Source organism: Psychrobacter sp. PP-21 (assembly GCF_033790785.1).
Classification (GTDB): domain Bacteria; phylum Pseudomonadota; class Gammaproteobacteria; order Pseudomonadales; family Moraxellaceae; genus Psychrobacter.
The window spans coordinates 410,898-426,158 of the sequence record NZ_JAMYEB010000001.1; the positions used below are offsets into that span (position 1 = coordinate 410,898).

General features: G+C 42.5%; 14 protein-coding genes. 4 read left to right on the forward strand and 10 right to left on the reverse strand.

The annotated features are described in order from the left end of the window. Positions 1-36: 36 nt before the first annotated feature. A complete protein-coding gene (locus NJD71_RS01750; protein WP_319050428.1) occupies positions 37-375 on the forward strand; it encodes a RidA family protein in 339 nt (112 codons plus the stop codon). 105 nt (positions 376-480) lie between these two features. Here NJD71_RS01750 and NJD71_RS01755 read toward each other — a convergent pair whose 3' ends face one another. After that, positions 481-1,293 carry an enoyl-CoA hydratase gene (locus NJD71_RS01755; protein ID WP_319050200.1) on the reverse strand — a complete coding sequence of 271 codons (813 nt, stop codon included), beginning with the start codon at positions 1,291-1,293 and terminating at the stop codon, positions 481-483. Positions 1,294-1,485: 192 nt separating this feature from the next. Continuing rightward, positions 1,486-1,986, reverse strand: a complete 501-nt coding sequence (locus NJD71_RS01760; protein WP_101205448.1) for a lactoylglutathione lyase family protein — start codon at positions 1,984-1,986, stop codon at positions 1,486-1,488. A 108-nt stretch (positions 1,987-2,094) separates the two neighbouring features. Here NJD71_RS01760 and NJD71_RS01765 point away from each other — a divergent pair, with 108 nt between their 5' ends. After that, positions 2,095-2,964 (forward strand): LysR family transcriptional regulator, encoded by an 870-nt coding sequence (locus NJD71_RS01765; protein WP_319050201.1) that lies wholly within the window; start codon positions 2,095-2,097, stop codon positions 2,962-2,964. A 99-nt stretch (positions 2,965-3,063) separates the two neighbouring features. Here NJD71_RS01765 and NJD71_RS01770 read toward each other — a convergent pair whose 3' ends face one another. From NJD71_RS01770 to ppsA, 8 genes are all read right to left on the reverse strand, one after another. Then, entirely contained in the window at positions 3,064-4,200 is a 1,137-nt protein-coding gene (locus tag NJD71_RS01770; RefSeq protein ID WP_319050202.1) for a glycerate kinase, read from the reverse strand. Positions 4,201-4,312: 112 nt separating this feature from the next. Next, the gene (locus NJD71_RS01775) at positions 4,313-5,671 is read right to left on the reverse strand and encodes a GntP family permease (RefSeq protein WP_319050203.1); all 1,359 of its coding nucleotides are present in this window, start codon (positions 5,669-5,671) and stop codon (positions 4,313-4,315) included. Between the two features lie 554 nt (positions 5,672-6,225). After that, on the reverse strand, positions 6,226-6,465 hold the full coding sequence (locus NJD71_RS01780) for a hypothetical protein (RefSeq protein WP_319050204.1): 240 nt from the start codon (positions 6,463-6,465) through the stop codon (positions 6,226-6,228). A gap of 353 nt (positions 6,466-6,818) precedes the next feature. Further along, a complete protein-coding gene (gene rplI / locus NJD71_RS01785; protein ID WP_319050205.1) occupies positions 6,819-7,325 on the reverse strand; it encodes a 50S ribosomal protein L9 in 507 nt (168 codons plus the stop codon). A gap of 20 nt (positions 7,326-7,345) precedes the next feature. After that, positions 7,346-7,576, reverse strand: coding sequence for a 30S ribosomal protein S18 (rpsR, locus tag NJD71_RS01790; protein ID WP_010198808.1), 231 nt, complete (start codon positions 7,574-7,576; stop codon positions 7,346-7,348). A gap of 16 nt (positions 7,577-7,592) precedes the next feature. Further along, positions 7,593-7,997: a 30S ribosomal protein S6 gene (gene rpsF, locus NJD71_RS01795; protein WP_101205443.1), complete on the reverse strand. Its 405-nt coding sequence runs from the start codon at positions 7,995-7,997 to the stop codon at positions 7,593-7,595. Positions 7,998-8,289: 292 nt separating this feature from the next. Beyond that, positions 8,290-9,273, reverse strand: a complete 984-nt coding sequence (locus tag NJD71_RS01800) for an RDD family protein (RefSeq protein WP_319050210.1) — start codon at positions 9,271-9,273, stop codon at positions 8,290-8,292. A 169-nt stretch (positions 9,274-9,442) separates the two neighbouring features. After that, positions 9,443-11,827: a phosphoenolpyruvate synthase gene (gene ppsA / locus NJD71_RS01805; protein WP_319050211.1), complete on the reverse strand. Its 2,385-nt coding sequence runs from the start codon at positions 11,825-11,827 to the stop codon at positions 9,443-9,445. Between the two features lie 628 nt (positions 11,828-12,455). Between ppsA and ppsR the strand changes: the two genes are divergently transcribed. Next, entirely contained in the window at positions 12,456-13,352 is an 897-nt protein-coding gene (gene ppsR / locus NJD71_RS01810; protein ID WP_442967628.1) for a posphoenolpyruvate synthetase regulatory kinase/phosphorylase PpsR, read from the forward strand. 165 nt (positions 13,353-13,517) lie between these two features. Then, a complete protein-coding gene (gene sthA, locus NJD71_RS01815) occupies positions 13,518-15,161 on the forward strand; it encodes a Si-specific NAD(P)(+) transhydrogenase (protein WP_319050212.1) in 1,644 nt (547 codons plus the stop codon). Positions 15,162-15,261 lie beyond the last annotated feature (100 nt).

The window sequence follows — 15,261 nt, forward strand, 5'->3', positions numbered from 1 at the left end:
CCATTTTAAATTAATAAATTAAAGGTAGATAACATGATAAAGAAATTACATAGCACCCCACGCATGAGCAGAATCGTCGTCCACAATCAGACCGTTTACTTATGTGGTCAGGTCGGTAATGCAGAAGACGATATCAAAGCGCAAACATTGACATGTCTAGAAAAGATCCAAACGCTATTAGAAGAAGTGGGTAGTGATAAATCAAAACTGCTTTCAGTGACGGTTTGGATCAAAGACATGGCTGATTTTGCAGCTATGAATGAAGTTTATGACGAGTGGTTTGAAGGTATCGAGCCACCAGCGCGCGCTTGCGGCGAATCAGCACTGGCACGTCCTGAGTTATTGGTTGAGATGATTGCCATCGCTGCTGAGTAAAGACTGCTTGCAGCACCTTTAGCCAAGCAGTAAAAAAAGCCATGATAGCAATATCGTGGCTTTTTTATGCTTTATAATAAATTAGTTTAATTATTTATATGACTATTAGCACCCTTTCCATACCGCTCGGCGCTTTTCAATAAAAGCATCAATGCCTTCGCCCACATCGCCCGCCATCATATTACAAGTCATCACGTCACTGGCATAATCATAAGCGTCTTCGAGGGTCATACCCAGCTGCTTATAAAACATATCCTTACCCGTTCTCACTGCGACTGAGGATTTGGCTGTAATCGCTGATATTAATGATTGTAGCGCTTGATCGAGTTGATCTACTGGTGCGACTCGATTGATCAATCCATATTGTAGGGCGGTATGTGCATCGATAAACTCTCCCGTGATGAGCATCTCAAACGCCTGCTTTTGAGGTAGATTGCGACTGACAGCAACGGCAGGCGTAGAGCAGAAAAGCCCCACGTTTATCCCAGAGGTAGCAAACTTCGCATTATCAGCGGCAACGGCTAAGTCACAAGCTGCGACTAGCTGACATCCTGCCGCAGTGGCAATACCTTGTACTTTTGCAATGACGACTTGTGGCATCTGGTTGATAGTAAGCATCATCTGGCTACACTGTTGGAATAGGGCACGGTGAAACGCTTCATCGTCGTGTGCGCGCATTTGTTTTAGATTATGACCCGCACAGAATGCTTTGCCTGTCGCTTGAATGACAACCACTCTGATCGTATTATCCTGAGCGATGTTGTCTAGCTCTATTTGCATGACAGACAGAACTTTCACGGATAGGGTATTGAATTGTTTGGGTTGATTTAAGGTGAGCGTGACCACACCGGTTTCTTTATGGTCTTCTCTAACAACCAAAAGGTTATCCGTGTCTAGAGTGGTGCCTAATTGAGTCATATATCATCCTTGATAATGGGTTGGTTTAGAATTTTATATAATTAACTAAATAGTAGCATGGCTTATATTCTATACAATAGATGACTGACATAGAAAGCCCACAAAAAAATAACGCACTCAGATAATGAGTACGCTATTGGTTTTTCAGTCAGATATAAGCTAAATCTATACTAAGTTAAATTTATAATGAGATTAGTATGCACCTTCGCTATAGATAAGCTCGTAGCTATGGCTATATATCTCGACGATGTTGCCAAACGGATCTTCCATATAGATCATGCGATACGGTTTTTCGCCAGGGTAGTAGTAGCGCGGTTTTTCCATACGCTTTTTACCACCTGCGGCAACCATACGCTCAGCCAACTCTTCCACATTTGGGTCTTGAACGCAGAAGTGAAAGATACCTGTTTTCCAGTATTCAAAGTTATTTTCAGGGTTTTCTTGATTTTTGAATTCAAAAATTTCTACTCCGATACGATCACCAGTAGACAAATGAGCGATACGAAAGCTTCCCCAACCTGCACCAAATACTTCAGTACACATCTCACCAATCGGACTGTCATCTTCGACAATCTCAGTTGGTTCCATGATGGTGTACCAACCCATCACTTCGGTATAAAATTTTACGGCAGCATCTAGGTCTGGGACTGATAGACCAATGTGCGAAAAGCTTCTTGGATAGACGTTATTCATAGTTTGTGCTCCTGTTTGATGTGCGTTTTCTTTAACGTGGAGCCAGTATACAAATACAGGTTAATTATGTAAAATTATCAAATATTATATAAATAAGTATGAAATGTAATGATAAACATCACATGGCTACGTACTTTTTGCACGCTTGCTGAGGTCGGGCATTTTACGCGTACCGCTGAGCGCTTATACATGACGCAGTCTGGCGTGAGCCAGCACATACGTAAGTTAGAAGAGCAACTAGATACGGACTTGTTGATTCGACAAGGTAAGCAGTTCTCACTGACCAATGCAGGCGAGCAGTTGTATAAAGAAGCAGGCGAGATATTGCAGCGTCTATCAAATTTAGAGCAACGTATCGGTGAAGACCCGCCTTATGAAGGGTTGGTACGGCTAATGTCACCGGGTAGTGTAGGGCTTAAGCTATATCCAAAGCTTCTAAATCTACAGCAGCAACACCCACAGCTGGTGATTGATTATCGTTTTGCACCCAACTCAGATATTGAGCAAGCACTTGCCAACCATGAGATTGATATGGGTTTTATGACAGATATCTCAGAGGATGAAACGGTTAGCTGTAAACCTATGGCGCAAGAAGCATTGATACTGGTGACACCTGCGACGACAACCGAGCCGAGCTGGGAGCAGCTTACTCAGCTTGGATTCATTGATCATCCGGATGGTGCCCATCATGCAGGCATGCTACTGACTGCCAACTATGAACAATTTCAGCATATCAATGATTTTGAGAAAAAAGGATTTTCTAATCAGATTGGTCTGATTTTAGAGCCTGTCAGCAGAGGAATAGGCTTTACGGTTTTACCTGCACATGCAGTAGCTGCTTACTCAAAGCCTGAGCTCATCAACAGCCATGCTTTGCCAGTTGCCGTTAGCGAAACGCTATATCTGGCAGTCAGACGACAGCAGGTACTCTCTAATAGAATGCATACGGTCATTGATGATATAAAAAAATGGCTATAGATATGTTGAAAACGATAGATGCACCGCTAGCAGGTATATAGGAGCGGTGCATCTAATATTTTTACGTTTAGTGCAAGCTATGGATTTGAGAGCGTTGCGCTACTTTAGGCTTTGACCCAGCTTAATACTTGCAGCAATATTAGTAGCAGTAGTCTCAATATTGTTGTAAGCAGAGCCTAACACATTATCGATCGTATCTACTTTTTGGATACTCGGCATGACCACATCGAACTGACTGGTCTGCGCAGGTTTTAGTCCATCAACGCTGCCACAGATAGCGATAACAGGAGTACGGCTAGCCTTAGCGATTTGGCTAATACCGCCTGCCACTTTACCCATGGCGGTCTGCGCATCGAGCTTACCCTCGCCAGTGATGACAAGATCAGTTTCTGCAATATGCTGTGACAGATGAGCCACTCCGGCAACTGTGTCAAAGCCTGACTTTAGCTGAGCTTGAAAGAATGTCATCATCGCATAGCCAAGACCACCAGCAGCGCCAGCACCTTCGACGTGTTGACAGTCTTTATAGCCATGCTGATTGCACATTGTTGCAAAGTGATTCAGTGCCTTGTCCAAGGTATTGACTTGCTCTGGGTTAGCGCCTTTTTGTGGGCCAAATACTGCGCTCGCCCCAAGTAGACCACAGAGTGGATTGGTCACATCACAAGCGACCTCAAATACAGTATTGAATATCTTGGTATTGAGGTTGGTGCTGTCGATATGATGTAGGCTGGCAAGTGCACCGCCACCATGAGTGAGCAAGCTATCATTGATGTCATGAAATGTCACACCTAATGCCATGAGCATACCAAGACCTGCATCATTGGTTGCGCTACCACCAAGACCGATAATGATGCGCTTGGCCCCTTCTGCTAACGCATCTTCGATCAGCTCACCCACACCATAACTACTCGCAATAACAGGATTACGCTCATCAGCTGTCAGTAGATGCAATCCGCACGCTTGAGCCACTTCGATTACCGCAGTCGCGTCAGGCAACAATAAGTACTTTGCGGTGATTGGTCTCATCAAAGGATCGTGTACTTTGACTTCTTTCCAGTGACCCCCTAATACATAAGACAACACTGCTGATGTGCCTTCGCCGCCATCTGCCATTGGCAGTAGCTTGTAATCAGCATCTGGAAACACTTGGCTAAAGCCAGACTGAATGGCACGGCAGACATCGAGGGCTTCTAGACTTTCTTTAAACGAGTCAGGGGCGATCAAAATTTTCATACGGCTCTCTTTGAATATCGTAATGACACGATCATTGCGATGGTGTCATGTTTTAAAACGTTTACTTAGTAACAGCCAAATAAACGTCTGTAGAAATATCCAATCTTGTGAATTAGATAAATACTAGCGTCAATAACCAGATAAATACGATGCTGGTCACACCTTGGATACCAGTGGCCATTGAATGAGCTTTGTAGGCTTGTGCCACGCTCATACGACTGAACTGGCTCACAATCCAAAAGAAGCTGTCATTGGCATGTGAGATGGTCATGGCACCGGCACCGATTGCCATCACACAAAATACCCGGCCAAGCTCGCTGTCTAGACCGATTTGGTTTAGAAGAGGTGCGACCATTGCGGAAGTCGTAACCAATGCGACTGTGGTTGAGCCTTGTGCGGTTTTTAGGGCAGCAGAAACGATAAATGGCATAAAGATACCCAATCCCAAAGCAGATAGCGTTGAACCCAAATAATCACCAATCGGTGTCACTTTTAACATGGCACCAAATGCGCCACCAGCACCAGTGATCAATAGGATAGGGGCAGCAACAACTAAACCTTGTGAGATGCTATCGCTAATTTCTTGCGTTTTTTGGCTTGATTTGATTAAGAAGAATGATAAGAACAAACCGATAAGTAACGCAGTCAGTGGATTACCAATGAATATTAAAATCTCAGCTACCATGCTACTGCCAAATGGTGCACTTGGGAAATTAGCAACAGAAGACAGACAGATCAAGATAATAGGAACAATAATAGGTAAAAACGCCATTGTCGCTGACGGTAGGTGACTATAATCATCACGAGTTTTCATGCCTTCAGGCATTGCTGCTGCTGGCGCGTTAGCCTCGTTTGTGTTGTCAGGTGTTGCATTGAGAAAGCGATTAGACCACCACCAGCCAGCCAGTACCGCAACGGCAGTCACGACCACACCGACCATGATAACCAAACCCAAGTTGGACTCTAGTCCTAAATTCCCCGCTGCCGCGATTGGACCTGGAGTAGGTGGTACGAAAGTATGAGTAGCATATAGACCAGTAGCCAAAGCAATACTCATCGCCACACTTGAGACGTTCAAGCGCTCAGCTAAAGATTCTTTTAGAGAGTTCAAGATGATATAGCCTGAGTCACAAAACACAGGTATTGATACCACCGCACCAACGATAGACATTGTCAAAGTAGGAAAGCGCGGTCCCAATACTTTGATCACTGATTCTGCCATTACGATAGCAGCGCCTGTCTTTTCAAGGATTAAACCAATAATCGTACCAAATACAATAACTAGACCGATGTATCCTAAAATCCCACCGAAACCATCAGAGATTGTTTTTGCGACTGTATTGAGCGGTACTTGATAAAATAGCGCGACCAAAAAAGCAGATAGAATCAATACTAAAAAAGGATGCCACTTCAGTTTTGCAGTAGCGAAAATAATAAAAAGAATGGTCAGTACAAGCCAAAATACAATCATCACTGTCTCAATATGGTTTAGAACTTAATGGATTATTAATACAAATACAGTCAGTTTTATATAAATCATATACGGCATCAGCGCTGCTCAGACTATATGTCATAGTGGCAGGAATCTTATTTGCACAGGTTTTTATATGAGTCATCTTGAACTGATTATAAACATCAATAACGATACGAAATTTTGAAGGGGCATATTCTATAGCAAATGGCGGCTACTAGGAAATATATTCAGCGGAAATATAGTGCTATTTCTATCCATGCCATATTGAAAAATAATATGGCTGTATCGGACCGCTGTTTATTGAAGCCATTCTAAAAGAAAATCAACGTTTGTTCAAAGTATTTCATGGCATCGACACTATTGAAGTCTATTTTATTAGAATAGGTTATATGGATAGGGCACAAAAAAACTGGCCACATTTAGTGACCAGTTTGTACTGATAAAAGATAATGTCTAACGCAATGCTCATATCAAAGTTTTAGCCCAAAACAAGGTATGAACAAGCGGTATTTAAGCGATGTGGTATTGAACCAACGAACACCTACATATGACTACGCGATTTTATCAAAAAACGCTTTGTTTGGCGTGGTTAATACCGTTGTATCAAAGCTCACATGGATGCCCTGTTCGTCATGAGTGGCATACCAATGATCATCATTGCCACTCGTCAATAATTGGAAGTACTTGTCATTGACGATTCTGCCTACTGTATAAATTTCACCTTCTCGGTAAATATCATTGCCTTGAATACATAGAAGCTTATCATCAGTGTATATCTCATTGTCTTTCATATTTGTGCGCCCTGTTGTAAATAAAACAGCAGAATATCAATTCTGCTGTTGATAATAAAGACGATTATATAGGCACTATCTTATTGTTTGGTATACCATTTTTAAGTTAGTTGTAGTAAATAGTTGCTATATCATTACATAGGTAACATCGCCGTTAGGACAGTATTTTTTTAAGTAACTTATAACCGACTAATATTTAGCCGACTAATATTGAATTGAATTTTAAGCTATCAGAATAGCGCTGCGCAAGACGACAGTAAACTAGTCTACAATTAATCAAAAACCGTACACAATAAAAAAACCAGCAACACAAGGCTGCTGGTTTTTTTGAACAAATCTAACTGTCTAAAGAATTACTCTTCAGAGTAGTCTTCTTCAGATGCTTCTTCATCAGCTGAATCTTCGTTGTTACCATCTTCAGAAAGAATAGTAACTAAGATGCTAGCAGTAACGTCATGGTGTAGCTGAATATCAACATTGTATTCGCCAATTTGACGTAGAGTGCCTTCAGGTAGCTTGATTTCAGCACGGTCAACTTCTAGACCTGAGTTAGTCAATGCTTCAGCGATATCGCGAGTACCGATAGAGCCAAATAGCTTGCCTTCGTCACCTGATTTAGCACGCATGATAACATTAACGTCAGTTAGTGCATCAGCACGCTCTTGAGCAACAGCGATCTCTTTTGCTTCTTCAGCTTCAAGCTCAGCACGACGTGCTTCGAACTTTTCAATGTTAGCTTTAGTAGCAGGTAGAGCGCGGCCCTGAGGGATAAGAAAGTTACGTCCGTAACCTGGTTTTACATCGACAGTTTCACCGAGTTTACCAAGGTTGACGATACGCTGTAACAAAATAATTTGCATGAGTCATTCCTAGTTAGCGGTTAACCTTGATGGTTATCAGTGTATGGAAGTAGCGATAAATAACGAGCTTGCTTGATAGCAGTCGCTAGTTGACGCTGATATTTAGTAGATGTACCAGTAATACGGCTAGGTACGATTTTACCATTATCACTAATATACTGTTTTAGCAATTCAACATCTTTATAGTCGATGTGAGTGATGCCTTCAGCAGTGAAACGGCAGAATTTGCGACGGCGATAGAAACGTGCCATGAGTATTCTCCTTTAATTAGTCTTCACTGTTGTCGTTGTCGTCATTATCGTTTTCACGATTGTCTGGACGACGAGTAGTTGCTTTGCGTGCGCGTTTTTCATCGGCATTCTTGGCTAACTGCGACTCTTCAGTGACAGCTTCGTCACGGCGCATAACTAGACTACGAATGATCGCGTCGTTATAGCGGAATAATTCTTCAAGTTCAGCTAAAGTCTCGCCGTCAGTTTCAATGTTGAAAAGAACGTAATGAGCTTTGTGAATCTTGTTAATTGGGTAAGCCAGTTGACGACGGCCCCAATCTTCTAGACGGTGGATAACACCGTTGTTGTCTTGAACTAACTTGATGTAGCGCTCAACCATGCCGACCACTTGGTCGCTTTGGTCTGGGTGTACAAGTAACACCAGTTCGTAATGTCGCATTATGACTCCTTACGGATTAGTAGCTATTAACCCTATGTTAATAGCAAGGAGATTTATAAGGTAAGCCCTAATTCCTAAAAATATAATAAGAAAAAAGCTTAGTTTATAAAGCGCCGTATTATAACAGTACTCGGTGATTAACACAAAGGTTAATCACCGAGTACTGCCAATAAGATATAAAAAGAGGATAAATAATCTCTGCCAAATAAAAAAGCCGCGATTATACGCAGCTTTTTTATAGTAACTACAAGAAAAAGTAGAGACAGTATTGATAATCGAGTATAAAAAAGATTTACTTCGTTTTAGGCTTCTTTTCCAGCTGGCTACTGTCCGCTTTGACGACTAAGGTTTTGGCAAGTTTGTCATGCCAGCCGATATTTTGAGGGTTTCTTGATGCCATATAGTAATGAATGGCAATAATCACAAAACCTAAAAAGCTGGTAAATGAAAACAGCAAGTTGTAGATGATGAACAGTAATAATGTACGCGTACCGATAAGCTTTATGAATGAAGGCAGTCGATGCGTGGCTTGATCCACCACTCGAATACCAGTAATCAGTTTGCCTAGTGATTGACCGCGCATGGCAATAAATAACAATTGCAAAGCAAATAGTCCAAATACCATCACTTGCGACATCATTAACGTGCTACTAGGAAGACTTTCCATGAGCGACATTGAATACTGATAAGCGGCGTCCATGTCTTGGATATTTTGAAACTTGGTGTAATCCACATCCAATTTGGTCAATGCCATGACCAATGGCAAAATGGCTAAGACATACAGTAAACCATTTAGTGCTGTTGCCAATACACGCGACATAATAGGCGCGAGCACGACGTTACCCACGGTTTTGTCTGTAGCCGTCTTTTTGAGATTGGACTTGTTCAACGATACATTGTTATGCGGCGTTTGATGACGATTGGTCGTCATATCTGCCTTGACGCTTTTTGGACGTTCAGGCTTGCCGTACAACCTATCTAGTGAGACAGACTTATCTTCTTGACCACTCACGCTGTTAGCATTGTCTTCAGGAAACACGGTTACATTGTTGATAATGGAATCGTTGCTTTCAGAGCGACTACTAGTAGTAGGTCTATAAGCCGCTTGGTTGTTGGTGAGATTGCCTACACGTTGCCATTGGCTCAAGCCTTCATGCCACATCAAATCATCTAGCAGTACTTCACCAGAGGCGAGCATGATATTCAACTGTTCCAAATCGTATGGGCCAGCTTGTACGTTATTTCGAGCAAGGAAAATCTGCATAATTGCCTGCATAGTTAGTCATGTCTTAATACATTGTATTAGGGTCTATTTGAAAAAATCAAATAGACCCTAATAGTGGTATCTTTAATGACTGTGTGAATTACTCCAGTAACTTAATACTGTGACTTAGCATAGTGAGTCAGTATAGTTGCTTAACACAATGGTCACTTAACACAGTGACTTACTGTGCTTCTTCACCAGCTAAGAAGAACCAAGTATCTAGTACCGAATCTGGGTTCAATGATACTGAGCTGATGCCTTGCTCCATGAGCCAGAATGCTAGATCTGGATGATCTGATGGACCCTGACCACAGATACCAACATATTTGTTCTGTTTACGGCAAGCGTCAATAGCCATCGTTAATAGTTTCTTAACCGCAGGGTCACGCTCATCAAATAGATGAGAGACAATACCTGAGTCACGATCAAGACCAAGCGTTAACTGAGTTAAATCGTTAGAACCAATAGAGAAACCATCAAAGTACTCTAAGAACTCTTCTGCGAGTAAGGCGTTGGTTGGTAGCTCACACATCATAATGACGCGTAGACCGTTTTCGCCACGTTTTAGACCATTCTTTTCAAGTAGCTCAATTACTTGTGCTGCTTCGTCAGTGGTACGGACAAATGGGATCATAATCTCAACATTGGTCAGACCCATCTCATCACGAACACGTTTTAGTGCTTTACACTCAAGCTCAAAGCAATCACGGAAGTTGTCAGAGACATAACGGCTAGCACCGCGGAAACCAAGCATTGGGTTTTCTTCTGATGGCTCGTATAACTTACCACCGAGTAGGTTAGCATATTCGTTTGATTTGAAATCTGACATACGAACGATAACTGGCTGATCCATAAAGGCAACGGCTAACGTTGAGATACCTTCAACCAATTTATCAACGTAGAAATCAACTGGTGAGGCATAGCCTGCAATACGCTCTTGGATTGCTTGTGAGATCTCACGTGGCAAGCTGTTCATGTTTAGTAGTGCTTTTGGATGCACACCAATCATACGGTTGATGATGAACTCTAGACGCGCAAGACCAATACCTTCGTTTGGCATTTGGGTGAATGAGAATGCGCGATCTGGGTTACCAACGTTCATCATCACTTTAAATGCAAGCTCTGGCATAGACTCAACAGAGTTGGTCTGTACTTCGAAGTCAATCTGGCTCTCATAAATGAAACCAGTATCACCTTCAGCACAAGACGCAGTCACGTCTTGACCATCAACCAATAACTCAGTGGCGTTACCACAACCAACGATAGCTGGCACACCTAGCTCACGCGCGATAATAGCCGCATGACACGTACGGCCACCACGGTTAGTGATGATAGCAGAAGCGCGCTTCATAACTGGCTCCCAATCCGGATCAGTCATGTCTGATACCAGTACGTCGCCTTCTTCTACTTTGTCCATCTCGTTTAGGTTGCTAACGATACGCACTTTACCTGAACCGATACGTTGACCGATTGAACGACCTTCACACAACACTTTTGCGCCAGTCGTGTCGATGACATAACGCTCCATGACATTGCTGTCTTGGCGGCTCTTAACAGTCTCAGGACGTGCTTGAACGATAAAGATCTCACCGCTATCGCCGTCTTTTGCCCACTCAATATCCATTGCATGACCATAATGCTGCTCAATGGTTACGGCTTGTTTGGCAAGTGAGGTCAGCTCTTCAGTAGATAAAGAGAATTGCATACGCTCTTGCTTTTCAACATCGACAGTTTTCACTGATTTAGCCGTGCTGCCTTCATCACCATAAACCATTTTCTTGTGCTTGCTACCTAGGTTACGACGGATAACAGAAGGCTTACCATCAGTTAGCAGACGTTTTGAGATATAAAACTCATCTGGGTTAACTGCGCCCTGTACAACCATCTCACCTAGACCGTAGCTTGAGGTGATGAATACCACTTGATCAAAACCACTTTCAGTATCTAGCGTAAACATAACACCAGCAGCACCAGTCTCTGAACGCACCATACGCTGTACAGCAGCAGACAAGGCAACGCCTTCATGCTCAAAACCTTTGTGTACACGATAAGAGATGGCACGGTCGTTATATAAAGAGGCAAATACTTCTTTAATAGCGATTAGAACGTTATCAATACCACGAATGTTCAAGAAGGTTTCTTGCTGACCTGCAAATGAGGCATCTGGCAAATCTTCAGCGGTAGCAGAAGAACGGACAGCAACTGCGATGTCTTCACCGCCACTCATCGTTTCAAATGACTGACGTACTTCTTGCTCAAGATCTTTTGGCAGCTCTTGTTCAATAATCCAAGTACGGATTTTTTTACCTGTTTCTGCAAGTTTTTTAACATCATCAACATCTAGTGTTTTTAGCTCGTTGTTGATTTTGTCAAGCAAGCCTGTTTCTGTCAAAAAGCGATTGAATGCATTTGAAGTGGTGGCAAAACCGCCTGGAACACTAACGCCTAAATCAGACAGATGGCTGATCATTTCACCAAGAGAGGCATTCTTGCCGCCAACCATTTCGATATCGTCTTTTCCTAGCTGATCAAGATTGATTACAAGTGCTGTAGATTGCGCTGCCATGATAACTCCAGAAAATAAGGTTATTTAGTAAAGATTATAACGGTGAATTATACCGCCATATTATGAGAATTTCGAGGGGTTTGACCAAAAAACTTGTTAAAAATACACAAATTGTAGGAATTGCCACATAAATTTTGGTAAGTGACTGAGATTTTTTTCTTCAAAAGCACAAAAAATATCAACAGTATCAGTAATGGTATGTGGTTAGTTAAGTAGCTATAAGCATCAATTAGTTTATAAATGAGTGCGTTTGAATAACGATATTTGAATATTCCCACAACTTCTGTTTCTACATAAAAGGTTCAGTAATAAAAACATTTAATGAGTATTTAGTTGAAGGTAATAATTGCATGAAAAACCGTGTTGGTTCTAAGTGTGCGCCTGTAACATTGATTTCTATTAAGGGCTTAATATGCGTATAATGTAGCGCATAGATAGGTGATGTGCATGGTTCTATCAACGTACGATACAGATGCCGCTGTGTATCTCGTTTGAGAGCACTCATTGAGTACTTAAATAGCTAATCAGGTAACTCAATTAAGCCGCCAAATTTAGATAAACGCTATCAAATCATCACTAGAAGCTAAATGAAGATCATTATTGAGTTTTCAACCAAGGTGCCAACGTCATGTACTCAAGCAATCCATCTGAACAAGTTAAGTCCACTATCCAAAACCATCACGCACTCAACTTGGACAGCTCACAAGCCATCAGAACGGCATTTTTTATCTCAGATGGCACAGCGATTACTGCTGAGACATTGGGTCGCGCTATTTTAAGTCAGTTTGCTTCAGTGCCTTTTGAAACGCGTGTCTTGCCATACGTTGACAGCCTAGAGCGTGCTGAAGACGCAGTCGAGCAAATCAATATGGCCTATCAGCGCGATGGCTCACTGCCGCTGGTGTTCGATACTATCGTTAATTCAGAGATCCGCGAAAAGATTAACTCAGCCCAAAGCTGTAACTTGGACATGTATGAGGGATTAATAGGACGCGTTGCAGAAGAAACCGGCGTTGAGCCAGATGGTCACTCTGGTCATGCGCATGACGACGTTGACTCTGAAACCTACAAAGAGCGTATCGATGCGGTTCATTTTGCTTTGGACAATGACGATGGAGCGCGTACTCGCCACTATAATGCAGCAGATATTATCTTAGTGGGGGTGTCGCGTTCTGGTAAGACACCGACATCGCTATACTTGGCATTACAGTTTGGTATTCGAGCGGCAAACTATCCTTTGACCGAAGATGATTTGTACGACAATCAGTTGCCAAAAGCATTACGTGAGCACAAAGATAAATTGTTTGGCTTGCTCATTGATACCGATCGCTTAGTAAAAATCCGCCAAGAACGCCGTGCGGGCAGTCGTTATTCTAGCTATCAACAATGTCAGCAAGAGCAGCGTGCGATACAAGGTATCTATATCACTCATGGTATTCCAAGCTTGGACGTATCGGAGATGTCTGTTGAAGAGATTGCCACCCGTATCTTGCAAATGACTGGTCTTAAGCGCCGTATTGGCTGATAAATTATTACTTTGTAGTGCGCAATACGTATCAAGATTGCAAAAACGATATCCATACTCTATGGTGGCGTGATTTTACTAACCTAATTTTATTAAATTACGTAGATCGTAAAAACTCACTCCCATACAAACCTATTCATATAATCAATAAATAAAGAGGACATCATGGTAAGTAAAAGTGCAAGCGACGCGACCAATGATACTGGTAAAGATATTCATACCGAAGTATCTAATAAAGAGAACGGTCGCACGCCCAACCCTGAACATACCGAAGGTAAAGACAAAAAACAAAAAATTGAACAAACCCACGAGCAAGTTACTGATGATGTCATGCACCATCCAGACCTTATCAACCCGCTCGATGACACCCGTATCGATATTCAATCGGGTTTTGCCAAAGACTCTCGTCGCCTAAAAAGCGACAATCACGACTATGAATACGATGTAGTGGTATTGGGTGCAGGACCAGCTGGAGAGGCTGCTGCCATGAAGCTTACCAAATCTGGTAAGAGAGTGGTGGTGGTCGATCCGCGTGATCAGGTGGGTGGTAACTCGACTCATGTAGGTACGATCCCGAGTAAAGCACTGCGCCAATCGGTATTTAACTTGATTAACTTTCGCCGTGATCCAATGTTCACCAAAGCGATGGAGTATAAGCAAGTTCCGCTGAATAAAGTGCTTGCCAACGCTCGTCAAGTGATACGTCGTCAAGTGAACACGCATACGGGTTTTTATGAGCGCAACCGTATTGAAGTCATCCAAGGGTGGGGCAGTTTTGTTGACAAACATACTCTGCGTGTTGAAACTGATGACAATGTGTTTGAAACCATTACCTTTAATAAAGCCATCGTAACGGTTGGTAGTCGTCCATATCGTCCTGATATCTTAGACTTCAATCATCCGCGCGTTTTTGATTCTGATAAGATCCTACAGATGGATTATATCGTCAAAAAAATCATCATCTATGGTGCTGGCGTGATTGGCTGTGAATACGCTTCCATCTTTACTGGTCTTGGCTATAAAGTGGATCTGATCAACAACCAAGATCAGTTGCTCAACTACCTCGATAGCGAGATTAGCGATGCCATCGCGCACGATTTTAGACAGTTCGGTGTGCTCATTCGCAGTAACGAAGAGATTGATCATCTTGAGACCCATGATGACTGCGTAATCCTACATCTCAAAAGCGGTAAGAAAATCAAATCAGATGCCATTCTGTGGTCAAATGGACGCTCAGGTAACACTGAAGGTCTAAACCTAGAAGCTATCGGGCTAAAAGCGAACAGCCGTGGTCAGCTAAAAGTTGATGATACTTATCGCACTGATGTTGATAATATCTATGCAGCAGGCGATGTGATCGGCTGGCCATCATTAGCATCAGCGGCATATGACCAAGGACGCTGTGCGGCTGCATTTATGGTTGGCGACAGTGATGCTGAACCTGTATCTAGCGTACCAACGGGTATCTATACGATCCCTGAGATTTCTTGTATTGGCAAAACCGAGCAAGAGCTGACAGATGAGAAAGTACCTTACGAAGTTGGGCAAGCTTTCTTTAAGCATCTGGCTCGCGCACAAATCATTGGTGAGCGTACAGGCGTACTAAAGATACTATTCCATCGTGAGACACTAGAGATTTTGGGTATTCACTGCTACGGTAACCATGCCTCAGAGATTATCCATATCGGACAGGCGGTTATGAAGTGTAACAATACGCTTGAGTACTTCGTCAATACCACCTTTAACTATCCAACGATGGCAGAAGCATATCGTGTTGCGGCGCTCAATGGTTTGAACCGAGTGTTTTAACGATTACCTTTAACTACTGAGAATGCTTTAACGTTTGGAAGTACAAGGTTCGGAAGTACAACGTTTAGAAGTAACAAGCTTGGAAGTATAAAGTCCTCTC

What these genes read in the sequence shown, in the direction of transcription:
- NJD71_RS01755 (WP_319050200.1), bottom strand. Translation starts at nt 1,293, where the DNA reads ATGACTCAATTAGGCACCACTCTAGACACGGATAACCTTTTGGTTGTT.
- NJD71_RS01760 (WP_101205448.1), bottom strand. Translation starts at nt 1,986, where the DNA reads ATGAATAACGTCTATCCAAGAAGCTTTTCGCACATTGGTCTATCAGTC.
- NJD71_RS01765 (WP_319050201.1), top strand. Translation starts at nt 2,095, where the DNA reads ATGATAAACATCACATGGCTACGTACTTTTTGCACGCTTGCTGAGGTC.
- NJD71_RS01770 (WP_319050202.1), bottom strand. Translation starts at nt 4,200, where the DNA reads ATGAAAATTTTGATCGCCCCTGACTCGTTTAAAGAAAGTCTAGAAGCC.
- NJD71_RS01775 (WP_319050203.1), bottom strand. Translation starts at nt 5,671, where the DNA reads ATGATTGTATTTTGGCTTGTACTGACCATTCTTTTTATTATTTTCGCT.
- NJD71_RS01780 (WP_319050204.1), bottom strand. Translation starts at nt 6,465, where the DNA reads ATGAAAGACAATGAGATATACACTGATGATAAGCTTCTATGTATTCAA.
- rplI (WP_319050205.1), bottom strand. Translation starts at nt 7,325, where the DNA reads ATGCAAATTATTTTGTTACAGCGTATCGTCAACCTTGGTAAACTCGGT.
- rpsR (WP_010198808.1), bottom strand. Translation starts at nt 7,576, where the DNA reads ATGGCACGTTTCTATCGCCGTCGCAAATTCTGCCGTTTCACTGCTGAA.
- rpsF (WP_101205443.1), bottom strand. Translation starts at nt 7,997, where the DNA reads ATGCGACATTACGAACTGGTGTTACTTGTACACCCAGACCAAAGCGAC.
- NJD71_RS01800 (WP_319050210.1), bottom strand. Translation starts at nt 9,273, where the DNA reads ATGCAGGCAATTATGCAGATTTTCCTTGCTCGAAATAACGTACAAGCT.
- ppsA (WP_319050211.1), bottom strand. Translation starts at nt 11,827, where the DNA reads ATGGCAGCGCAATCTACAGCACTTGTAATCAATCTTGATCAGCTAGGA.
- ppsR (WP_442967628.1), top strand. Translation starts at nt 12,456, where the DNA reads ATGTACTCAAGCAATCCATCTGAACAAGTTAAGTCCACTATCCAAAAC.
- sthA (WP_319050212.1), top strand. Translation starts at nt 13,518, where the DNA reads ATGGTAAGTAAAAGTGCAAGCGACGCGACCAATGATACTGGTAAAGAT.